The organism is Cellulomonas hominis, from assembly GCF_901521055.1.
GTDB lineage: Bacteria > Actinomycetota > Actinomycetes > Actinomycetales > Cellulomonadaceae > Cellulomonas > Cellulomonas endometrii.
In genome coordinates, this window is record NZ_CABEGA010000066.1 from 1 (window position 1) to 21364 (window position 21364).

At 74.9% G+C, this 21364-nt stretch carries 23 protein-coding genes and 1 riboswitch; of the genes, 17 read left to right on the forward strand and 6 right to left on the reverse strand.

Features of this window, described 5'->3' with window-relative positions:
- The first annotated feature begins 261 nt into the window (after positions 1-261).
- The 8 genes from KJP73_RS16110 to KJP73_RS16145 all read left to right on the forward strand — a co-directional run bounded on the left by KJP73_RS16110 (position 262) and on the right by KJP73_RS16145 (position 7147).
- Positions 262-1590, forward strand: coding sequence for an ATP-binding protein (locus KJP73_RS16110; protein ID WP_213283896.1), 1329 nt, complete (start codon positions 262-264; stop codon positions 1588-1590).
- A complete protein-coding gene (locus KJP73_RS16115) occupies positions 1587-2246 on the forward strand; it encodes a LuxR C-terminal-related transcriptional regulator (RefSeq protein WP_213283897.1) in 660 nt (219 codons plus the stop codon). The genes KJP73_RS16110 and KJP73_RS16115 overlap by 4 nt, the downstream gene beginning before the upstream one ends.
- 98 nt (positions 2247-2344) lie before the next feature.
- Positions 2345-2695, forward strand: coding sequence for a hypothetical protein (locus KJP73_RS16120; protein WP_213283898.1), 351 nt, complete (start codon positions 2345-2347; stop codon positions 2693-2695).
- Between the two features lie 4 nt (positions 2696-2699).
- Positions 2700-3185, forward strand: coding sequence for a DUF456 domain-containing protein (locus KJP73_RS16125; RefSeq protein ID WP_213283899.1), 486 nt, complete (start codon positions 2700-2702; stop codon positions 3183-3185).
- 69 nt (positions 3186-3254) lie between these two features.
- A complete protein-coding gene (locus tag KJP73_RS16130) occupies positions 3255-3521 on the forward strand; it encodes a type II toxin-antitoxin system Phd/YefM family antitoxin (RefSeq protein WP_213283900.1) in 267 nt (88 codons plus the stop codon).
- A complete protein-coding gene (locus KJP73_RS16135; RefSeq protein ID WP_213283901.1) occupies positions 3521-3784 on the forward strand; it encodes a type II toxin-antitoxin system RelE family toxin in 264 nt (87 codons plus the stop codon). Before KJP73_RS16130 ends, KJP73_RS16135 begins: the two co-directional genes overlap by 1 nt.
- Positions 3785-3845: 61 nt before the next feature.
- On the forward strand, positions 3846-6425 hold the full coding sequence (pcrA, locus tag KJP73_RS16140; RefSeq protein WP_213283902.1) for a DNA helicase PcrA: 2580 nt from the start codon (positions 3846-3848) through the stop codon (positions 6423-6425).
- Between the two features lie 56 nt (positions 6426-6481).
- On the forward strand, positions 6482-7147 hold the full coding sequence (locus KJP73_RS16145) for an AIM24 family protein (protein ID WP_213283903.1): 666 nt from the start codon (positions 6482-6484) through the stop codon (positions 7145-7147).
- Between the two features lie 24 nt (positions 7148-7171).
- Here the strand turns inward: KJP73_RS16145 and KJP73_RS16150 are convergent, their stop codons facing one another.
- Together KJP73_RS16150 and KJP73_RS16155 are read right to left on the reverse strand one after the other, a co-directional pair.
- Positions 7172-7711, reverse strand: a complete 540-nt coding sequence (locus tag KJP73_RS16150) for a Clp protease N-terminal domain-containing protein (protein ID WP_213283904.1) — start codon at positions 7709-7711, stop codon at positions 7172-7174.
- A 25-nt stretch (positions 7712-7736) separates the two neighbouring features.
- On the reverse strand, positions 7737-7964 hold the full coding sequence (locus tag KJP73_RS16155; RefSeq protein ID WP_213283905.1) for a helix-turn-helix domain-containing protein: 228 nt from the start codon (positions 7962-7964) through the stop codon (positions 7737-7739).
- 341 nt (positions 7965-8305) lie between these two features.
- On the opposite strand from KJP73_RS16155, the gene sucC reads away from it, so the two are divergent.
- The 3 genes from sucC to KJP73_RS16170 all read left to right on the forward strand — a co-directional run bounded on the left by sucC (position 8306) and on the right by KJP73_RS16170 (position 11911).
- Entirely contained in the window at positions 8306-9490 is a 1185-nt protein-coding gene (gene sucC / locus KJP73_RS16160; RefSeq protein WP_213283906.1) for an ADP-forming succinate--CoA ligase subunit beta, read from the forward strand.
- A gap of 32 nt (positions 9491-9522) precedes the next feature.
- Complete coding sequence (gene sucD, locus KJP73_RS16165) at positions 9523-10419, forward strand: succinate--CoA ligase subunit alpha (RefSeq protein ID WP_213283907.1); 897 nt, start codon at positions 9523-9525, stop codon at positions 10417-10419.
- A gap of 118 nt (positions 10420-10537) precedes the next feature.
- Positions 10538-11911, forward strand: a complete 1374-nt coding sequence (locus KJP73_RS16170) for a cell division protein PerM (protein WP_213283908.1) — start codon at positions 10538-10540, stop codon at positions 11909-11911.
- Between the two features lie 36 nt (positions 11912-11947).
- Here the strand turns inward: KJP73_RS16170 and KJP73_RS16175 are convergent, their stop codons facing one another.
- The gene (locus tag KJP73_RS16175; protein ID WP_213283909.1) at positions 11948-12463 is read right to left on the reverse strand and encodes a hypothetical protein; all 516 of its coding nucleotides are present in this window, start codon (positions 12461-12463) and stop codon (positions 11948-11950) included.
- A gap of 66 nt (positions 12464-12529) precedes the next feature.
- Here KJP73_RS16175 and purN point away from each other — a divergent pair, with 66 nt between their 5' ends.
- The 3 genes from purN (at position 12530) to KJP73_RS16190 (ending at position 16331) form a co-directional block, all read left to right on the forward strand.
- The gene (gene purN, locus KJP73_RS16180) at positions 12530-13177 is read left to right on the forward strand and encodes a phosphoribosylglycinamide formyltransferase (protein ID WP_213283910.1); all 648 of its coding nucleotides are present in this window, start codon (positions 12530-12532) and stop codon (positions 13175-13177) included.
- Between the two features lie 4 nt (positions 13178-13181).
- A riboswitch (ZMP/ZTP riboswitch) is annotated at positions 13182-13272 on the forward strand.
- A gap of 49 nt (positions 13273-13321) precedes the next feature.
- On the forward strand, positions 13322-14953 hold the full coding sequence (purH, locus tag KJP73_RS16185; protein WP_213283911.1) for a bifunctional phosphoribosylaminoimidazolecarboxamide formyltransferase/IMP cyclohydrolase: 1632 nt from the start codon (positions 13322-13324) through the stop codon (positions 14951-14953).
- Positions 14954-15098: 145 nt separating this feature from the next.
- The gene (locus KJP73_RS16190; protein ID WP_213283912.1) at positions 15099-16331 is read left to right on the forward strand and encodes an ROK family transcriptional regulator; all 1233 of its coding nucleotides are present in this window, start codon (positions 15099-15101) and stop codon (positions 16329-16331) included.
- Here the strand turns inward: KJP73_RS16190 and KJP73_RS16195 are convergent.
- Genes KJP73_RS16195 through KJP73_RS16205 form a run of 3 tightly spaced genes read right to left on the reverse strand, consistent with a single transcriptional unit; the run spans position 16324 to position 17935 of the window.
- Positions 16324-17289 carry an NAD(P)-dependent alcohol dehydrogenase gene (locus KJP73_RS16195; protein WP_213283913.1) on the reverse strand — a complete coding sequence of 322 codons (966 nt, stop codon included), beginning with the start codon at positions 17287-17289 and terminating at the stop codon, positions 16324-16326. The genes KJP73_RS16190 and KJP73_RS16195 overlap by 8 nt on opposite strands.
- Complete coding sequence (locus KJP73_RS16200; RefSeq protein ID WP_213283914.1) at positions 17286-17513, reverse strand: helix-turn-helix transcriptional regulator; 228 nt, start codon at positions 17511-17513, stop codon at positions 17286-17288. The genes KJP73_RS16195 and KJP73_RS16200 overlap by 4 nt, the downstream gene beginning before the upstream one ends.
- Positions 17507-17935, reverse strand: a complete 429-nt coding sequence (locus KJP73_RS16205; RefSeq protein ID WP_213283915.1) for a hypothetical protein — start codon at positions 17933-17935, stop codon at positions 17507-17509. The genes KJP73_RS16200 and KJP73_RS16205 overlap by 7 nt, the downstream gene beginning before the upstream one ends.
- A gap of 223 nt (positions 17936-18158) precedes the next feature.
- Here KJP73_RS16205 and KJP73_RS16210 point away from each other — a divergent pair, with 223 nt between their 5' ends.
- The 3 genes from KJP73_RS16210 to KJP73_RS16220 are packed head-to-tail and all read left to right on the forward strand — an operon-like array spanning position 18159 to position 21342.
- Positions 18159-19514, forward strand: coding sequence for an extracellular solute-binding protein (locus tag KJP73_RS16210; RefSeq protein ID WP_213283916.1), 1356 nt, complete (start codon positions 18159-18161; stop codon positions 19512-19514).
- Positions 19514-20443: a carbohydrate ABC transporter permease gene (locus KJP73_RS16215; RefSeq protein WP_213283917.1), complete on the forward strand. Its 930-nt coding sequence runs from the start codon at positions 19514-19516 to the stop codon at positions 20441-20443. Before KJP73_RS16210 ends, KJP73_RS16215 begins: the two co-directional genes overlap by 1 nt.
- Positions 20443-21342 (forward strand): carbohydrate ABC transporter permease, encoded by a 900-nt coding sequence (locus KJP73_RS16220; protein WP_213283918.1) that lies wholly within the window; start codon positions 20443-20445, stop codon positions 21340-21342. Before KJP73_RS16215 ends, KJP73_RS16220 begins: the two co-directional genes overlap by 1 nt.
- Positions 21343-21364 lie beyond the last annotated feature (22 nt).

Consider the following 21364-nt stretch of genomic DNA (forward strand, 5'->3'; position numbering starts at 1 on the left):
CGCGCGGGCGGGGCGGGTGATGTGGTTAAGAGAGAGCGGGCGCGGGCGGGGGCCGCGACCCCGGGCTCCGGGGCCGCCGGGCGGCGTGCCGGTCCCCGACCCGAGGTCGGCGCTGTCGTTCGTCATGGCTCGATCCTGGCCGCCCGAGCACCCCCGGCGGCATCGGGTACCCCCCTGACCCGCCCCTGAATGTGCCCCGGCCGCCCCTGATCCTGGCCCGGGCGGGGGTCCGGGGAGCCGTGGACGTGTGACGATCGGGGCATGGAGCTCCCGTCCCGCCTGCCGCTGCGCCGCCCGGACCGTGGCCGCGTCGTCGGCGGCGTCGCGGCCGGGCTCGCGCTGCACCTGGACGTGTCCGTGCGCCTGGTGCGGCTGCTGTTCGTGCTGCTGACGCCGTTCGGCGGGATCGGCGCGGGGCTCTACGTGTTCTGGTGGGTGACCATCCCCGTCGGCGACCCGCTGGCCGTCGCCGGGGCCGAGCGGCCCGCCGCGCTGTCCCGGCTGGCGCGTCCGCAGGAGAGCGAGACGGTCCTGCGGCTGCGCCGGCTGCCGTGGACGGAGATCGCCGTCGGGGTCGCGCTGCTCGCCGGGGCCGCCGCGATGCTCATCGCCCGGACGGGCACCGACCTCGCGGGGAGCTGGGTCGTGCCGGTGCTGCTGCTCGTCGCCGGCGCCGCGCTCGCGTGGAGCCAGCTCGACGCCGTGCAGCGGGGCCGGCGCGGCGCCCGGGGGCCGGTGAGCATCCTGCGGCTCGCGGGCGGTCTGGTCATCGCCGGCGTCGGGGTGCTGCTGCTCGTCGGGCAGGAGGCCGCGCCCGGCGCGCTGGTGCAGTCGACCATCGCGGCGGTCGCGGTGCTCGGCGGCGTCGCGCTGGTGCTCGCCCCCTGGTGGCTGCGGCTGGTCCGCGAGCTCGGCGACGAGCGCGCCGCCCGCGCCCGGGAGTCCGAGCGGGCGGACATCGCCGCGCACCTGCACGACTCCGTGCTGCAGACCCTCGCCCTGATCCGTGCCCGCGCCGACGACCCCACCGAGGTGGCGCGGATGGCCCGCGCGCAGGAGCGCGAGCTGCGCGCGTGGCTGTACGACGACCGCCCGGAGCCCGGCACCTCCGTGGCGGCGGTGCTCGCGGCGATCGTCGCCGAGATCGAGGACACGCGCACCGGGCCCGACGGGGAGGCGGTCACCATCGAGACCGTCGTCGTCGGCGACGCCGAGCCGGACGCGAGCACCGACGCGCTGCTGCAGGCCACGCGCGAGGCACTGCTCAACGCGGTGCGCCACGGCCGCCCGCCGGTGTCCCTGTACCTGGAGGCCGGGCCGGAGGAGATCGAGGTGTTCGTGCGGGACCGCGGCGACGGCTTCGACCCCGACGCGGTGCCCGCCGACCGGTTCGGGGTCCGCGAGTCGATCCTCGGGCGCGTGCGCCGCCGCGGGGGCCGCGCGACGGTCGTGTGCAAGGACGGCGGCGGCACCGAGGTGCGGCTGCGGATGCCGGTGCAGCACGCGGCGGCGGCCCCGGCCGCGGCCGAGGGCGGCGCCACCCCTGACCAGCCCGGCAGGGCGCAGGACGAGAGGACGATGCAGGCATGAGTGACGCTCCGGTCGACGTGGTGCTGGTCGACGACCACCTGATGTTCCGCGCGGGCGTGAAGGCCTCGCTCGACGACCGGGTGCGGGTGGTCGGCGAGGCCAGCACGGTCGACGAGGCCGTGCAGGTGGTGCGCGCCACGCGCCCCCCGGTCGTGCTGCTCGACGTCCACCTGCCCGGCGGGGACGGCGGTGGCGGCGCCGAGGTGATCAAGGCCTGCACCGACCTGCTCGGCGGCACGCGGTTCCTCGCGCTGTCGGTGTCCGACGCCGCCGAGGACGTCGTCGCGGTGATCCGGGCCGGCGCCCGCGGCTACGTCACCAAGGCGATCTCCGGCCCGGACCTCTGCGACGCCGTGCTCCGCGTGGCCGGCGACGACGCCGTGTTCTCCCCGCGGCTCGCCGGCTTCGTGCTCGACGCGTTCGGCACCGCGGCGGGCGACGTGGCCACCGGCGACGACGAGCTGGACCGGCTGTCCGCCCGGGAGCGGGAGGTCATGCGGCTCATCGCCCGCGGGTACTCCTACCGGGAGGTCGCGGGCGAGCTGTTCATCTCCATCAAGACGGTCGAGACCCACGTGTCCGCGGTGCTGCGCAAGCTCCAGCTCTCGTCGCGGCACGAGCTGACGCGCTGGGCGGCGGCGCGGCGCCTGCTGTGACGCGTCGCGCCCGCCGGCGCCGGGCGGCTCCGGCCGGCGTGGGATCCTCGTGACGGCGCCCGGACGCGGCGCGCGAGCACCGAGGGAGAGATCTGAGCATGGACATCGTGTACGGCCTGCTGGTCGTGCTGCACCTGATCGGCTGGGCGATCGTGCTGGGCGGCTGCCTGGTGACGCTGCGGACGCCCGCGTTCCCGAAGGGGGCGCTGCACGGCGCGCTGACGGCGCTGGTGACGGGCCTGGTCATGGTCGGCCTGCGGTCGGCCGAGGTCGGCGACCTCGAGCCGCCGGACAACGCGAAGATCGGCGTCAAGCTCGTCGTCGCTCTCGTCGTCACCGGCCTCGTCTGGTACGGCACGCGGCGTCCGGACAAGGTGACGAAGGGGCTGGTCGGGGCCACCCTGGGCCTGACCGTGGTGAACATCCTCGTCGCCGTGCTGTGGCGCTGAGCGCGTGAGCGGTCCCGGCGAGGTCCTCGTCGGCCTGGCGATCCTGGTCGGGCTGCTCGGGGTCGTGGTGCAGGTGCTGCCGGGCGCGCTCGTCGTGCTCGGCGCCGTCGCCGTCTGGGCGGTCGTGACGGGCGGGACGGCCGCGTGGGTCGTGCTCGGCGTCGCCGTCGCGGCCACCGTCGTGTCGGGGGTCGCGAAGTACCTCGTCGCCGGCCGGTACCTGACCCGCACCGGGCTGCGGAACCGCACCCTCGGGTGGGGCGGGCTGCTCGGCGTCGTCGGGTTCTTCGTCATCCCGGTGGTCGGGCTGCCCGTCGGCTTCGTCGGCGGGGTGTACCTCGCCGAGCGGTTGCAGGAGCGGCACGGGCACCCGGAGGCGTGGCGGGCCACCGTCGCGGCGATCAAGGCGACGGGGATCACGATCCTCATCGAGCTGGCGGGGGCGCTGGTCGCGACGCTGGCGTGGGTGGTCGGCCTGGCCGTCACCTGAGGCGGTCTCGCCCTGGCGCGAGTTGTACATCTCGGTCGGTCCTGTACGTTCTCGCGTACTCTGGCGGGTATGAGCGAGATCTCCCTGTCCTCGGCGCGGAGCCGGCTCGCCGACGTCGTCGACACGGCGCGCGTCGCGCACGACCCCGTGTACCTGACGCGCCGCGGACGGCGGGTCGCGGCCGTGATCGACGCCGACGACCTGGACCGCCTGCTCGAGGCCGCGGAGGAGCTCGCCGACCTCGCCGCCGCGGCCGCAGCGCGCGAGGAGATGACGGCGACCGGGGCCCCGCCGGTCCCGTGGGAGCAGGTCAAGGCGGACCTCGGGCTCGCCTGATGGGGCGGCGGTACCGGATCGAGCTCGCGCCGGCGGCCGTCCGCGAGCTGCGCAAGCTCGACCCCCCGGCGCGTGCGCGGGTCGCCGCGGCCGTCGAGCTGCTGGCCGAGAGCCCCCGGCCCCCCGGGGCGAAGAAGCTCGTCGGCGGCGACGGCGAGTGGCGTGTCCGCACCGGCGACTACCGGGTCGTGTATGCGATCCACGACGACGTGCTGACCGTGCTGGTGGTGCGCGTGGCCCACCGGCGTGAGGTGTACCGATGACGGCGGCCGCTGGTAACGGCGGCCGCTGGTGTCGGTGGAGGAGCCTAGGCTTGTTCCTGCCATGACGTCGCTCTTCGAGAACCTCCCCAGCCCCCACCTGCCCGGCCTCGCCCTGTCCGACCTGGGCCGCCTGCCGGCCGCCGTGCCGCCGCGCTCGGACGCCCGGGACGACGCCGCAGGTGGTGGGCCTGCCGCCGACCAGCCGGCCGACCACCCCCGCGACACGGGATCCCGCCGTGCCCCGTCGGTCGACGCGGACGCGCTGCTGGTGGGGCTGAACCCGCAGCAGCGCGCGGCCGTGCTGCACCACGGCGGGCCGCTGCTGATCGTCGCGGGCGCCGGCTCCGGCAAGACGCGCGTCCTGACGCACCGGATCGCGCACCTGCTGGCGACGCGGCAGGCGCGCGCGGGGGAGATCCTCGCGATCACCTTCACGAACAAGGCCGCCGCGGAGATGCGCGAGCGCGTCGCGTCGCTGGTCGGGCCGTCCGCGCGGGCGATGTGGGTGTCGACGTTCCACTCGGCGTGCGTGCGGATCCTGCGCCGGGAGGCCGCCACGCTCGGGCTGCGGTCGTCGTTCTCGATCTACGACGCGGCCGACTCGCAGCGGCTGCTCACGCTCGTGGCCCGGGAGCTCGACCTCGACCCGAAGCGCTACCCGCCGAAGGCGCTGGCGTCGAAGATCTCGAACCTCAAGGACGAGCTGGTCGACCCCGACGAGTTCGCCTCGACCTCCGGCGGGTCCTCCGGGAACGACTTCGACCAGGCGCTCGCGCAGGTCTACACCCGGTACCAGCAGCGGCTCCGGCAGGCCAACGCCCTCGACTTCGACGACCTCATCATGACGACGGTCAACCTGCTGCAGGCGTTCCCGGCGGTCGCCGAGCACTACCGGCGCCGGTTCCGGCACGTGCTGGTCGACGAGTACCAGGACACCAACCACGCCCAGTACGTCCTGGTCCGGGAGCTCGCCGGCGCAGGGTCCGACGAGGGCGACGTCCCGCGCGGCGAGCTCACGGTCGTGGGCGACGCCGACCAGTCGATCTACGCGTTCCGCGGCGCGAGCATCCGCAACATCATGGAGTTCGAGGCCGACTACCCGGACGCCACGACCATCAAGCTGGAGCAGAACTACCGCTCCACGCAGAACATCCTGTCCGCCGCCAACGCCGTCATCAGCCGGAACCCGGGCCGCCAGGCGAAGCGACTGTGGACCGACTCCGGCTCCGGCCCGAAGATCGTCGCCTACGTCGCGGACAACGAGCACGAGGAGGCGCGGTTCGTCGCGGAGGAGATCGACCGCCTCGGCGACTCCGACGGCGTGCGGCCCGGCGACGTCGCGATCTTCTACCGAGCCAACGCGCAGTCCCGCGCGCTGGAAGAGGTGCTGATCCGGGTCGGCCTGCCGTACAAGGTCGTCGGCGGCACGCGCTTCTACGAGCGGCGCGAGATCAAGGACGCCGTCGCGTACCTGCGGGCCATCGCGAACCCCGACGACGACGTGAACGTGCGCCGGATCCTCAACGTGCCCAAGCGGGGTCTCGGCGACCGGTCCGAGTCGATGGTCGCGGCGTTCGGCGAGCGGGAGCGGATCTCGTTCGGCGCCGCGCTCGACCGCGTCGACGAGGTGCCGGGGCTCGGCACCCGCGCGGTCACCGGGCTGCGGGCGTTCGCGGAGATGATGTCCGACCTGCGCGGGCTGGCCGACTCCGGTGCCGGCCCGTCCGAGATCCTCAGCGTCGTCCTCGACCGCAGCGGCTACCTCGCGGAGCTGCGCGCCAGCGAGGACCCGCAGGACCAGACCCGCGTGGAGAACCTCGCGGAGCTGCACGCCGTCGCCAGCGAGTTCGAGCAGGCGGAGCCCGAGGGGGACCTCGCGGACTTCCTCGAGCGCGTGTCGCTCGTGGCCGACTCCGACCAGATCCCGTCCGACGACGGCGGGGACGACGCCAAGCCGGACCAGGGCGTCGTCACGCTCATGACGCTGCACACCGCGAAGGGCCTGGAGTTCCCCGTGGTGTTCCTCACCGGCATGGAGGACGGCACGTTCCCGCACATGCGGTCGCTCGCGGACACCGACCAGCTCGCGGAGGAGCGGCGCCTGGCCTACGTCGGCCTGACCCGCGCCCGCCAGCGCCTGTACATCTCGCGCGCCGCGGTGCGGACCGCGTGGGGCGTGCCGAACGAGTTCCCGCCGAGCCGGTTCCTCGACGACCTGCCGGACGAGCTGCTGGACTGGCGCCGGCGGGAGTCGAGCAACGACCGGCTCCGCGGCCCGGGCGGGTTCCTCGGCGGCCGGTCCGGGTACGCGTCGGGCTCCGGCGGCTACGGCTCCGGCTCCGGCGGCTCCGGTGGTTCCGGCGGCGGCTGGAAGAAGAGCTCGGCGGCCTCCCGCGCGGCCGACTCCGCCCCGAAGAAGGCCCCCGGCTCCGGCGGGGCCACGTTCGGCTCCGCGACCCCGCGCCCGGACTCGGCCATCCCGACGCTGGCCGTCGGCGACCGGGTGACGCACGACGCGTACGGCCTGGGCACCGTGGTGCTGGTCGAGGGCGGCGGCCCGAACGCGGTGGCGAAGGTGGACTTCGGCACCGAGGGCACGAAGCGGCTGCTGCTGCGGTACTCGCCGGTCACGAAGCTCTGAGGCGGATCCGTCGCGAGGCGGACGACCCGGGGACGCGTCTCGGGCATGATCGGGTGATGCGCAGCCCCCTCTTCGACCAGGCCAACACCGAGGTCCAGACCGCCGACCGCTACGCCCTCCAGAGCGACAAGATGCTCAAGGTGACGCTCGGCCCGGACGTGCTCGCGGCGAAGGGCGCGATGGTCGCCCACCAGGGCCAGGTGCAGTTCCACCACGAGTCGTCCGGCTCGCTCGCCCGGTTCGTGAAGCGCGCGGTCAGCGCCGACGACCAGGCGCTGATGCGGGTGTCCGGCCCCGGTGAGGTGTTCTTCGCGCGGGCCGCCGAGCACGTCTTCCTGCTGCAGCTCGAGGGCGACGCGATCAGCGTCGGCGGCTCGTCGCTGCTGGTGCTCGACGCGGAGCTGCAGTGGGACATCCACCGCACCAAGGGCGCCGGCATGATGACCGGCGGGTTCTTCAACACCCTCATCCAGGGGCACGGCATGGTCGCCCTCACGTCGCACGGCCAGCCGATGATCCTGGACTGCTCGCAGCAGCCGACGTTCGTGGACCCGAACGCCGCCGTGTGCTGGTCGGCGAACCTCACGCCCGGTGTGGTGTCCAGCATGAACATGAGCTCGATGCTGCGCGGCGGCTCCGGTGAGGCGTTCCAGTACGCCTTCCACGGCCCGGGCTTCGTGGTCGTGCAGCCGTCCGAGGGCTACCCGGTCCCGACCGCCTGACCCCCGGGCCGCCGCGCGGGGCGGTCAGGCCGCGGTGCTCGCCGAGATCCGGGACGTGACGTCCGCCGCCAGCGCGCGCGGGTCGACGCCGCACCGCAGCAGCAGCGCGTGGCCGTCCGTGTCGGTCAGCCGGATCACGGCGAGCAGCACGTGCCCCGCCTCGATCCGCTTGTGCCCGAGCCGGATCGCCTCGCGGAGCGCGACCTCCAGGCTCTTCTTCGCCTCCCGGGTGAACGGGAGGTGCCCGGTCGGGCGGCGGCCGCGCGTGTCGGCCCGGTCCAGCGCGCCCGCGCCGAACACGGTGTCCGCCTGCCGCCGCACCGCGTCCAGGTCGATGCCCAGCGCGGCGAGCGCCTCGGCGTCGAGGCCGTCGCGGTCGAACCGGTCCAGCAGCATCTGCCGGTCCGCTCCGTGCGCCGCGAGGGCGGCCGCGGCCGGGTCGTCGACGGAGGCGACCGCGACGACCAGGTGGGCGGGCGTGATGCGGGGGTCGCCCAGGTCGCGGGCGATCTCCTGCGCCTGGACGACGGACTGCCGGGCGCCGGTGGTGAACCTCTCGAACATGACGGTCTCCTCGGTCGTGCGGGGGTCAGCGGCGGTGGTGCTTCTGGTGGACGGCCTGGCGGCTGACGCCGAGCGCGTCCGCGATGTCCTGCCAGGACCAGCCGAGCTCGCGGGCCCGGGCCACCTGGAGGGTCTCGAGCCGGTCGGCGAGCACGCGCAGGGAGCGCACGGCGCGCAGCCCGGTGGTGGGGTCGCCGGCCGCTGCGGCGGCCAGGGTGCCGGCGGCGTCGTCGGGGCGCTCGGTGCTCGTCATGCGTCAATCCTGCTTGACACGATGCGCGGGTGTCAACCCGCCTTGACGCACCGTTCGCCCGCCGGCCCGCCCCGCCCGCGGTTCCACACGAGACCGCGCCCGTCGCGCGGGAGTGCGCCCCCTGGACCGGGCGCAGTCCCGTGGACCGGGCGCAGTCCCGTCGGGGGGGGCAGGTCCGCGCGCGGGGCGCCCGTGCCGCCGCGCGGGGAGGCGCGTCGGCCATGCGCCCCGCGTCACATATCTCGACGTGGAGATACTTGTGCCGGGCCGGGCTACGATCGTCCGCGGCAGAGCAGCCGGACCCCTCCGGGGGGCGCAGGGCGAGGGAAGGACCGCAGCAGGTGGACCTGTTCGAGTACCAGGCACGCGACATGTTCGAGAAGCACGGGGTACCCGTCCTGGGAGGGATCGTCGCCACGACACCCGCCGAGGCGCGGGCCGCGGCCGAGACCCTGCTGGGCGCCGACGGCGCGACCGGCGTGGTGGTCGTCAAGGCGCAGGTGAAGACCGGCGGGCGCGGCAAGGCGGGCGGTGTGAAGCTCGCCCGCTCCGCGGAGGAGGCCGAGCAGCGCGCGGCCGAGATCCTCGGCATGGACATCAAGGGCCACACCGTGCACCGCGTGATGATCGCGGCAGGCGCCCGCATCGCGACGGAGTACTACTTCTCGCTGCTGCTCGACCGCGCCGAGCGTCGGTACCTCGCCATGGCGAGCGTCGAGGGCGGCATGGAGATCGAGCAGCTCGCGGTGGAGCGCCCCGAGGCGCTCGCGAAGGTCGCCGTCGACCCGCGCGTGGGCATCGACCAGGCGAAGGCGGACGAGATCGTCGCCACCGCCGGCTTCGACGCCGAGGTCGCGCCGAAGGTCGCCGCGGTGCTGCAGAAGCTGTGGGACGTCTACCGCGAGGAGGACGCCACGCTCGTCGAGGTGAACCCGCTGGTGCTCACCGAGGACGGCGAGGTGATCGCGCTCGACGGGAAGGTCACGCTCGACGGCAACGCCGAGTTCCGCCACGACGACCACGCGGCCCTCGAGGACGCCGCCGCGGCGGACCCCCTCGAGGCGCGCGCCAAGGAGAAGGACCTCAACTACGTCAAGCTCGACGGCGAGGTCGGCGTGATCGGCAACGGCGCGGGGCTCGTCATGAGCACCCTGGACGTCGTCGCGTACGCCGGGCAGCAGCACGGCGGCGTGAAGCCGGCGAACTTCCTGGACATCGGCGGCGGTGCCTCGGCCGAGGTGATGGCCGCGGGGCTGGACATCATCCTGTCCGACCCGCAGGTCAAGGCCGTGTTCGTCAACGTGTTCGGCGGGATCACCGCGTGCGACGCGGTCGCCAACGGCATCGTCGCGGCGCTCGGCATCCTGGGCGACCACGCGACCAAGCCGCTGGTGGTGCGCCTCGACGGCAACAACGTCGTCGAGGGCCGCCGCATCCTGCGCGACGCCGACCACCCGCTCGTCACGCTGGCCGAGACCATGGACGGGGGCGCCGCCGAGGCCGCCCGCCTGGCCGCGACCGCCTGACCACCGACCTCAGAGACGAGAGACAGCGAACCATGGCGATCTTCCTGACTGCGGACTCCCGGGTCATCGTGCAGGGCATGACCGGGTCCGAGGGCAGCAAGCACACCACCCGCATGCTGGCGTCCGGCACCACCGTCGTCGGCGGCGTGAACCCCCGCAAGGCCGGCACCAGCGTGGAGTTCCCGCGCGGCGACGGCTCGGGCCTCACCGTCGCGATCCCGGTGTTCGGCTCCGTGCAGCAGGCCGTCGAGGCCACCCGCGCGGACGTGTCGGTCATCTTCGTGCCGCCGGCCTTCACCAAGGCCGCCGTCATCGAGGCGGTCGACGCGGGCGTGCCGCTCATCGTGATCATCACCGAGGGCGTCCCGGTCGCGGACACCGCGGAGTTCTTCGCGTACGCGCAGGCCAAGGGCGTGCGCCTGCTGGGCCCGAACTGCCCGGGCCTGATCAGCCCCGGGAAGTCGAACGTCGGCATCATCCCGTCGGACATCACCGGCCCGGGCCGCATCGGCCTGGTCTCGAAGTCCGGCACGCTGACCTACCAGATGATGTACGAGCTGCGGGACCTCGGGTTCTCGACGGCGGTCGGCATCGGCGGTGACCCGATCATCGGCACCACCCACATCGACGCCCTCGCGGCGTTCGAGGCGGACCCGGAGACCGACCTGATCGTGATGATCGGCGAGATCGGCGGCGACGCCGAGGAGCGGGCCGCCGCGTACATCAGCGAGCACGTGACCAAGCCGGTCGTCGGCTACGTCGCGGGCTTCACCGCCCCGGAGGGCAAGACGATGGGCCACGCCGGCGCGATCGTCTCGGGCTCCGCGGGCACCGCGCAGGCGAAGAAGGAGGCCCTCGAGGCGGCCGGGGTGAAGGTCGGCACCACGCCGACCGAGACCGCCGAGCTCGCCCGGGCGCTGCTCTCCTGACCCAGCGCGACGGGGGCACCCCCGCCCGCACCACCCGGACCGCCCTGTGCGCGACGCCATCCGCGCCGCGCCGGGGCGGTTCGGCGTCCCCGGGGCGCGCGGCGGCGACCATGAGGGGGTGAGCAGCGCACCCGGCACCCGCCCCGACGGCCGGGCTCCCGGGACCCTCGGGAGCCGGCAGCGCCGCCGCGTCCTCGAGGACGCCGGGACGCCGCGGTTCTTCACCAGCGACCTCGACGGTGCGCCGCGCTGGGTCGGCGGGATGCTCGCCGGCCTGCAGGCGGCCCTGCTGTCCCTGCTCGTCGTGGTGCTGCCGGCCGTGGCCGCGTACGTCGCCACCTCGGCCGCACCGGCGACGTCCGGCATCCCGTGGACGCGGGCGGTGTCCGTCGCCGCGGGGCTGTGGCTGCTCGGGCACGGGGTGCCGCTGACCCTCGCGCCGAGCGTGACGCTCGTGCCGCTGGGGCTGACGGCGCTCGCGGTGTTCGGCTGCTACGCCTCCGCCCGGCGCTCGGGGTACGCGACCCGGTCCGCGCTCGGCGCCGGGGTCGCGGCGTACGTGGGGGTCGTCCTGGTCGTCGGCCTCGCCACCGGGACGTCGCTGCTGCACCTCGGTGCGGGCCTGCTCGGCGGGGCGGTCGTGGCGGTGCTCGGCCTGGGCGCCGGGCTGCTGTGGCGGCCCGAGGCGCCCCGGCTGCGGGACGTGCTGGAGCCCGTGCGGGCGCGGCTGCCCGAGCCGGTCGCGCACGGCGTCGCGGCGGGGACGACGGCGCTCGCCGCGCTGGTCCTGCTCGCCGCCCTGCTCGCGACGGCGTGGGTGCTCACGGGGCGCAGCGCGATCGCGGAGATCGTCGGGTCGCTGCGGCTGGACGCCGTCGGCGGCATCGTGCTGGCGCTCGCGGAGCTGGCCTACGTGCCGACGCTGGTGCTGTGGGCGCTGGCGTGGCTGGCCGGGCCGGGCTTCGCGGTGGGCACGGACACCCTGTTCAGCGTCGGGGACGTGCACGCCGGCGCCCTGCCCGCGGTGCCGCTGCTCGGTGCGCTGCCGGCGCCGGACGTCGTGGGCGGCGTGCTGGTCGTCGTCCCGGTGGTCACGGTGCTGGCGGGGGCGGTGGTCGCGGCGGTGCTGCGCAAGCGGCTCGTGACCGTGCGCGCGCTCGACCCGCTCGTCGCCGGGCTGACGGCCGCGGCGACCGCCGGGCTGGGCGCGCTGGTGCTCGCGGCCCTCGCCCACGGCGGGATCGGGCCCGGCCGGATGGCGGACCTCGGGCCCGCGCCGGTGCTGGTCGGGCTGGCGGTCGCCGCCGGGGTCGCGATCGGCGCGCTGGTCGTGCTGCTGCCGGGCGACCCGCACGTGCGGGCGGGCGTGGTGGCGGCGGCGCGGCGCGCGGCCGGGGGCGCGTCGGGCGCGGTCCGGCGCCGGACCGCCGACGACGAGGGCGACGCTGCCGGCACCGCCGCCTCCCCGGCGCCGGGGGACACGGCCGGCTGACCGCTCGACGGCAGGGCGACGACCGCTCGACGACGCTCAGGGCGCCGTCGCGAGCCCCGTCATCTGCTCGACCGCCTGCCGGTAGTCCCGCTCGCACGTGGCCCGCGCCGACTCGGTGAGCGCGCCCTCGAGGCAGCGCTGGCGGTCCGTGACGGGTCCCCACGCGACGAGCGACGACAGCATCCCGGCCAGGAGCAGGCCCGTGAGCAGCAGCCCGCCGACGAGCATCGGCAGCAGGCCGCCGCGCAGCCGGGCCACCGCCACGGTGCGCAGGGCCCGGGCGCCGGCGAGCACGGCGCCGACCAGGAACAGCACGGTCGCCGCCTGCCAGGGCAGCGGCAGCAGGCTCGCCGCGACGCCGGCCACCAGCCACACGCCGAAGTGCCGCACCAGGCGGCCCACGCGGGCCAGGGTCTCGGGGTCGGGCGGCGGCGCGGGCGTGCCGGGCTCCCGGGCGGTGCCGGGGACGTCCGAGCCGGGTGCGGTCCCGGGCGCGTCCACGCCCGGACCGGCGCTGCGGTCCGTCGCGGGCGGGGCGTACGGGTTGCTCACCCGAGCATTCTCGCGCATCCGCTCCCGGCGGCCGCACGGGCGGGCGGGCCGGTTAGGGTTCCGCCCATGACTGCCCCCGACGCACCCCGTCCCGCCACCCGCACGGGCGGCCGCCTGGTCGTCCTGGTGTCCGGCGGCGGCACCAACCTGGCCGCCCTGCTCGCGGCCCACGCCGAGGACGGGTACCCGGCGCGGGTGGTCGGGGTCGTCTCCGACCGTGCGGACGCCGGGGGGCTCGCCCTCGCCCGGGACGCGGGGGTGCCGGCGGCCGTGGTCGCCCCCGGCGACTTCGACGACCGTGCGGCGTGGGACGCGGCGCTGGCCGACGCGATCGGGGTGTTCCGGCCCGACCTGGTCGTCTCCGCGGGGTTCATGCGGATCCTCGGCGCGCCCGTCCTGGACCGGTGGCCCGCCCGGGTGGTGAACACGCACCCGGCGCTGCTGCCGTCGTTCCCCGGCGCGCACGCCGTCCGGGACGCGCTGGCGTTCGGCGCGAAGGTCACCGGCTGCACCCTGCACGTGGTGGACGCCGGCGTGGACACCGGGCCGGTCGTCGCGCAGGTCGCGGTCCCCGTGCTGGACGGGGACGACGAGGCGACGCTGCACGAGCGGATCAAGGTGGCCGAGCGCAAGCTGCTGGTCGACTGGGTGGGGCGGATCGTCGCGGACGGGATGCGCGTCGAGGGCCGGGAGGTCACCGTCGGGCTCGGGTAGGCTCGACCCCGGTCGTGACTGGCGCGAGGTGGAACTGACCACCGGGGAGCGGCCGCAGCAGTCCCGCCGTCGCACCGTTCGCCTGGGTGCTCGGGTCCTGACACCGTGGCACCCCCGTGGTGCCCGCCCGACCCGGAGGACCGCATGTCCCACGACCTCGCCCCGCTCCCGACCGTCGCCGACCCGGCCGCCGACGCCACCCGCCGCCCCGTGCGCCGGGCGCTGCTGTCGGTCTACGACAAGTCCGGGCTCGTCGAGCTCGCCACCGCGCTGCACGAGGCTGGAGTCGAGCTGGTGTCCACCGGCTCGACCGCCGGCACGATCGCCGCCGCGGGCGTCCCGGTGACCCGGGTCGAGGACCTCACCGGCTTCCCGGAGTGCCTGGACGGCCGCGTCAAGACGCTGCACCCGCGGGTGCACGCGGGCATCCTCGCGGACACCCGCCGGCCGGAGCACCTCGCCCAGCTCGACGAGCTCGGCGTCGCCCCGTTCGAGCTGGTCGTGGTCAACCTGTACCCGTTCACCGCGACGGTGGCCTCGGGCGCGACCCCCGACGAGTGCGTCGAGCAGATCGACATCGGCGGCCCGTCCATGGTCCGCGCGGCGGCCAAGAACCACCCCAGCGTCGCGGTCGTGGTGGACCCCGCCGGGTACGGGGCCGTGGTCGAGGCCGTGCGCGCCGGCGGTTTCACGCTCGCCGAGCGCACCCGGCTCGCCGCGCAGGCGTTCGTGCACACCGCGACGTACGACGTCGCCGTCGCGTCCTGGATGGGCAACGTCGCGACGACCACCGACGAGGTCGACGGCGTCGGCACGGGCTTCCCCGCGTGGGTCGGCGCGACGTGGGAGCGGTCGGACGTGCTGCGCTACGGCGAGAACCCGCACCAGCGCGCCGCCGTCTACACCTCGGGGCACGGTCCCGCCGGGCTGGCCCAGGCCCAGCAGCTGCACGGCAAGGCGATGAGCTACAACAACTACGTCGACGCCGACGCCGCCTGGCGTGCCGCGCACGACCACGAGGGCCCGGCCGTCGCGATCATCAAGCACGCCAACCCCTGCGGCATCGCGGTCGGCAGCGACATCGCCGACGCCCACGCCAAGGCGCACGCGTGCGACCCGGTCTCCGCGTTCGGGGGCGTCATCGCGGCCAACGGCACGGTCACCGCGGCCGCCGCCGCGCAGATCGCCGAGGTGTTCACCGAGGTCGTCGTGGCCCCCGCCTACGAGCCCGAGGCGCTGGAGATCCTGCAGCGCAAGAAGAACATCCGGCTGCTCGTGGTCGACGGCGCGCCGTCCGGCGGCGTCGAGATCCGCCCGGTGAGCGGCGGGCTCCTCATGCAGCAGGTCGACCGCGTCGACGCGCCCGGCGACGACCCGGCGACGTGGACCCTCGCGGCCGGGGACGCGGCCGACGGGGTGACGCTCGCGGACCTGGCGTTCGCGTGGCGGGCGGTGCGCGCGGTGAAGTCGAACGCGATCCTGCTCGCCGACGGCGGCGCGTCGGTGGGCGTGGGCATGGGCCAGGTCAACCGGGTCGACTCCTGCCGGCTCGCGGTCGAGCGGGCCAACGCCGGGGACGCCGAGCGGGCGCGCGGCGCCGTCGCGGCCTCGGACGCGTTCTTCCCGTTCGCGGACGGCCTGCAGGTGCTGCTCGACGCCGGCGTGCGCGCGGTCGTCCAGCCCGGCGGGTCCGTGCGCGACGAGGAGGTCGTCGCGGCGGCCCGGGCGGCGGGCGTGACGCTGTACCTGACCGGGACGCGGCACTTCGCCCACTGAGCCGGATCAGCAGCACGAGGCCGTCGCCCCCGGATTCACCCGAGTGGCGGCGGCCTCGCCGCACGCGCCGGGTGATCGGCCATAATGCATCGCACCGCCCCCTGCGCACCGCCGCGCGGGCCGGCCGGTCGACGGGAGGGCAGGCATGCGTCGCGGGACGAACCTGCCCCGGATGGGCGACTTCAACCAGACCGTCGTGCTCGACGCGATCCGGCGGGCCGGCGACGGGCTGGCGCGCGCGGAGGTCGCCCGGCGCACGGGTCTGTCGGCGCAGACCGTCACCAACGTCGCGCGCCGGCTGCTGGACCTGGGGCTGGTCGTCGAGGAGGGCGAGGCCGTCCGGTCCGGCCCGGGGCGCCCGGGCACGCTGCTGCGGCTCAACCCGCTCAGCCGGTACGCCGTCGGGGTGCACCTGGACCCGGCGACCATGACCTTCGTGCTGCTGGACCTGTCGGGTGCGGTGGTGGCCCGGGCGCAGCGCCCCACGCCGGTGCCGGAGGACCCGGGCGCGGTGCTGGACGGCCTGGTCGCGGAGATCGAGGGGCTGATCGACGGGGCCGGCGTGGACCGCGACCGCGTGCTGGGGGTGGGCATCGCCGCGCCGGGCCCGATCGACGTGGAGGCCGGGGTCGTGCTGGACCCGCCGCACCTGCCCGGGTGGCACGACGTGCCGCTGCGGGACGCGGTGGCCGAGCGGACCGGCCTGCTCGCGGTGCTGGACAAGGACGTGATCGCGGCGGCGTGCGCGCACCTGTGGCACCACGACGGGCAGCACGCGTCCGACTTCGTGTTCTTCTACTTGGGCACCGGCGTCGCGGTGTCGACGGTCCTGCGGGACGAGGTGGTGCGCGGGATCTCGGGGAACGCGGGGGAGTCGGGGCACCTGATCGCCGACCCGGACGGCGCCCGCTGCTGGTGCGGTCGGCGCGGGTGCCTCGGTGCGGTGCTGCGTGCCGAGGCGCTCGCGGAGCAGGGGCGCGCCGCCGGGGTGCCGCTGCCCGGGTGGGGGGACGGCACCGACCCCCGCACCGTGGACGACGCGGTGACGGCGCTGTGCGCGGCGGCCGACGCCGGAGACCCCGCCGCCCGCGACGTCCTGCGGCTGGCGGGGCGACGGGTCGCGATGGCGGCGGGCGTGCTCACGGACCTGCTCGACGTGGGCGCCGTGCTGGTCGGCGGCCCGCTGTGGGACCGCGTGGCGCCGCACGCGACCGTGGCGCTCGAGGCGGAGGTGGCCGCGCACCCCGTGCCCGGCGGGCACGGGGTGACGGTGGCGTCGTCGGCGTTCGGCCCGCAGGTCGCCGCCGTCGGCGCGGGGTGCATCCTGCTGGGCCGGGCGTTCACGCCGCGCCCGTCCGACCTGCTGCTGGTCAGCTGACCGCGAGCACGACCTTGCCGCGCGCGGCACCGGCCGCCAGGTGGTCGATCGCGGCGCCGGCCTCGTGCAGCGGGTAGCTGCGCTCGACCGCGGGGACCAGGCTGCCGTCCGCGAGCGCGTCCCGGAGCGTCGCGAGGTCCGCGGGGTTCTCCCGCGACACGACGCTGCGCAGCCGGTGCCGCACCAGGGGGTCGAGCAGCGCGGCCCGGGCCTGCCGCGCGAGCCCGCCGCCCACGACGGTGCCGCCGCCCTCGGAGCCGACGAGCACCAGCGCCCCGCGCGGCGCGAGGAGCCGCCGCAGGTCGCGCAGGGGGGTGAGCCCGCCGGTGACGAGCACGGCGTCGTAGCCGGTGCCGGGGGCCGCGGCGTCGTCGCGGTCGACCACCGTGGCGGTGCCGAGGGCCCGGAGGGCGTCCAGCTTGCCCCGCGACGCGGCAGCGGTCACGTGCGCCCCGGCCCGCGCCGCGAGCTGCACGGCGAGCGAGCCGACCCCGCCGCCGGCGCCGAGCACGAGCACCCGGGAGCCCGCCGCGACCCGGCCGCTGCGCAGCGCGTGCAGCGCGGTGGTGCCCGCGGTGGGCACGGCGGCCGCCGCCTCGGACGGGACGCCGGCCGGGAGCACGGCGAGCCGGCGCTCCCGCGACGCCGCGATTTCGGCGAACGCCCCGTCGCCGCAGCCGACCACCCGGTCGCCGACGCGCAGGTCGGTGACCTCCGGGCCGACGGCCTCGACGGTGCCGGCCAGGTCCATGCCGAGCCCCGGCCGCCGCGGCCGGCCCACGCCGAGCGCCAGGCGGGCCACGGACGGCAGCCCGGTCATCAGGTGCCAGTCGCCCATGTTGACCCCGGCGGCGGCCACCCGGACCAGCACGCCGTCCGCCGTCGGCGGCGGCAGCTCCCGGTCGACCACCCGGAGCACCGACGAGTCCCCGTACCGCTCCCGCACCACAGCCCTCATGACGCACCTCCGTCCGTCTCGTAGAAGAACACCTGGTCGATCGGCCGCCCCAGGGCGCGCGCGATCTGGAACGCCAGCTCGAGGGAGGGGGAGTACCGCCCCTGCTCGACGGCGATGACGGTCTGCCGCGTGACGCCGAGGACCTCGGCGAGCTGCGCCTGCGTCAGCCCGCGCTCGGCGCGCAGCGCCCGGATCGTGTTCGTGACGGACGTCGGCCTCACCACGGCCCGAACCCCCGCCGGAACGCGACCAGCCGGGCGGTCGCGGACAGCACCGCGGAGAGCACGAAGCCGAGGTAGAGCACGTTCGCGATCCAGAAGGTGTCCGCGTCCGCCAGTGCGAGGGCCAGCCCGCCGACCCCGCCGAGGACCAGGAAGCCCTGCCCCACGTGCTCGCCGAGCCGGTCGATCTGCCGCTCCCGCTCGTCCTGCGAGGCGCGCTCGCCGCGGGCCGCAGCGCCGAGGACCATCCCGGCGACGATGCCGGCGAGGAGCGCGCCGCCGACGCTCGCGAGCAGGGGGCCGACGTACGCCACGTCGGGGAGTGCGCCGCCGTCGAGCCGGGACAGGACGACCGCGAGGTAGGTCGCGTAGCCGAGCACCGCGATGACGAGGTACGCCCAGGTGTTCTGCTCCCGGAACGACACGCTGCCTCCTGATGTCAAAGATGTTTGACATGACCGTAGGCCGGGCCGGGCTGCGATGTCAAACATCTTTGACATGTCGAGGTCGGCGCGGCGGTTCGTCCGGGTTCGTCACGGTTGCGTCACGGGTCGACCGCACCCCTTGACAGCAATTCATCGAGTCGATGTAGTTATCCCGTCCGCGGCAGCGCCGCCCGGACGGTGCACGTGGAGCAAAGGAGCATCCATGCGTCTGCAGATCCCCATCGCCACGACCGGTGTCCTCGTCCTCGCGCTCGCCGCGTGCAGCAGCGGGGGCGACGAGGGCGGCGGAGGCGACGACACCACCATCACGGTCGCCTACCAGAAGACCGCGCAGTTCGTGCAGCTCGACGACCTGCTGCAGAAGGCGAAGACCGAGTACGAGTCCGCCAACGAGGGCATGACCGTCGACCTGGTCGCGATCGAGGCCGAGCAGGACCAGTACTTCACCAAGCTCGCCCTGATGAACGGGTCCGCGGACACCGCGCCCGACGTCATCTACGAGGACACGTTCCAGATCCGCTCCGACGCGGCGGCGGGCTACCTGCAGCCGATCGACGAGTACGTCGAGGCGTGGGAGGACTGGGAGCAGTTCCCCGACACCGCGCGGGAGGCCGGCCTCGGCGACGACGGCAAGGTCTACGGCGTGTCCATGGGCACGGACACCCGCGGCATCTACTTCAACAAGGACCTGTTCGCGCAGGCCGGCCTGCCGACCGACTGGCAGCCCGAGACCTGGGACGACATCCTCACCGCGGCCCGCACGATCAAGGAGAAGCTGCCCGACGTCACGCCGATCAACGTCTACTCCGGCAAGGCAGCCGGCGAGGCCACCACGATGCAGGGCTTCGAGATGCTGATGTACGGCACCGAGGACGAGCTCTACGACGCCGACAGCCAGAAGTGGCTCACCGGCTCGCAGGGCTTCGTCGACTCGCTCGCCTTCCTGGAGACCATCTACTCCGAGGGCCTGGCCCCGTCGCTCGACATCGCGCTCGACTCGTCGGTCGGTGCGCGCGTCGCCACCGAGCTGCTGCCGCAGGGCAAGCTCGCCATGGCGGTCGACGGCTCGTGGCTGCCCGGCGGCTGGATCACCGGCGACAACGCCTGGCCCGAGTGGGAGCAGACCATGGGCATGGCCGCGATGCCGACCCAGGACGGGCAGGAGCCCGGCTTCACCTCGATGTCCGGCGGCTGGACGCTGGCGGTCGGCGCGCACGCCGGCGACCCGCAGGCGGCGTTCGACTTCATCTCGGTGGCCCTGAACCGCGAGAACTCGCTGAAGTACGACACCGAGAACAGCCAGATCGCCGTGCGCACCGACGTCGCCGAGGACCCGGAGTACCTGAGCTACAACCCGTCGTTCGAGTTCTTCAGCTCCCTGGTCGAGTACACGCACTTCCGCCCGGCCACCCCGGACTACTCGCAGATCTCCTCCAACATCCAGGTCGCGGCGGAGTCCGTGGCGACCGGGCAGGCCACGCCGGAGGAGGCAGCGGCCGCGTACGACGAGGGCCTCGTCTCCATCGTCGGCGAGGACGCGACGGAGGCCGCGGGCTGATGACGTCCGCCACGATCGCCGGGACGGCGGCGGGCCCGGGGCAGTCCCGGACCCGCCGGCGGCCCGGCCGGACCGCGCTGCGGCTGCTGCCGCTGCTGCCCGCGGTCGTCCTGATGCTCGTGTTCCTCGCCGGGCCGGTGCTGTGGTCGTTCTACGGCTCGCTCACCAACCAGGCGCTGACCGGCTACAAGGCCGCGAACCCGCAGTTCATCGGGCTCGACAACTACACGGCCCTGCTCGGCGACGACGGGTTCTGGAAGGCCGTCGTCCTCACGGTGGTGTTCGTCGGCGCGTCCGCCGTCATCGGGCAGAACGTGCTCGGCATGGCGCTGGCCCTGCTGCTGCGCGCCGCCGCGAAGCCGGTGCGGGCCGTGGCGTCCGCGATCGTCGTGGTGGCGTGGGTGCTGCCGGAGATCGTCGCCGCGTTCGCCCTCTACGCGTTCTTCTCGACGGACGGGACGCTGAACAACGTGCTCGGCTGGTTCGGGCTCGAGGGCCCCACGTGGCTGATCTCGGTCCCGATGCTGGCGGTCATCCTGGCCAACATCTGGCGCGGCACCGCCTTCTCGATGATGGTCTACGGCGCGGCGCTGTCCGAGGTCCCGCCCGAGATCACGGAGGCCGCCGCGATCGACGGCGCCACCGGGCCGCAGCGGTTCTTCCGGATCACCGTGCCGATGATCCGGCGGTCCATCTCCACCAACCTCATGCTCACCACCCTGCAGACCCTCGCCGTGTTCACCCTGATCTGGGTGATGACCGGCGGCGGCCCGGGCACCGACTCCTCGACCCTGCCGGTGCTGGCCTACCAGGAGGCGTTCAAGTTCGCCCAGGTCGGCTACGGCACCGCCATCGCCACGGTGACCCTGCTGGTCGGCGCCGTGTTCTCGATCGTGTACATCCGCGTGCTCAAGCCGGAGGTCGACTGATGACCGCGCTCACCGCCCCCACCGCCACGGCGGCCGCCGGGCCCCGGCGCGCGCGGCGCGTCCCGTCCGTGGCCTCCCCGCGCCGGCGGACCGGCCGGGCGCTCGTGAACCTCGCCCTCGTCCTCGTGGGCGTCGCGTTCCTCGTCCCGCTGGCGTGGATCGTGCTGGCGTCGCTCGACCCGGCGGCCACGGTGTCGGTCAAGCTCCCCGAGAGCGTGACGACCGACAACTTCACCGAGATCCTCACCTGGGACCAGACGTTCCGGCCGCTGTGGAACTCCACCGTGATCTCGGGCGGCACCGCCGTCCTCACCGTGATCGCGTCGGTGCTGGCGGCATACCCGCTGTCCCGCTACCAGATGCGGTTCCGCAAGTCGTTCCTCTACCTCATCCTGTTCGGCACCTGCCTGCCGATCACCGCGATGATGGTCCCGGTCTACGCGCTGTTCGTGAACCTGGGCCTGCTCGACTCGGTGCCCGGCACGGTGTTCTTCCTCGCCGCGACGTCCCTGCCGATGGCGATCTGGATGACCAAGAACTTCATGGACTCCGTGCCGGTGTCCCTGGAGGAGGCCGCGTGGGTGGACGGCGCCGGGTCGATGACCGCCCTGCGCCGGATCGTGGTCCCGCTGATGCGTCAGGGCATCGCCGTGGTGTTCATCTTCGTGTTCACGCAGGCCTGGGGGAACTTCTTCGTCCCGTTCGTGCTGCTGTTCTCGCCGGTCAACCAGCCCGCGGCCGTCGCGATCTACAGCTTCTTCGGCACCTACGGCACGGTCGCCTACGGCCGGCTCGCGGCGTTCTCCCTGCTCTACTCCGTCCCCGTGCTCGTGCTGTACCTGCTGGTGCAGCGGTTCTCCGGGGGCTCGTTCGCCATGTCCGGGGCGGTCAAGGGCTGACGCCAGCCCCTCGGCCCCGCCC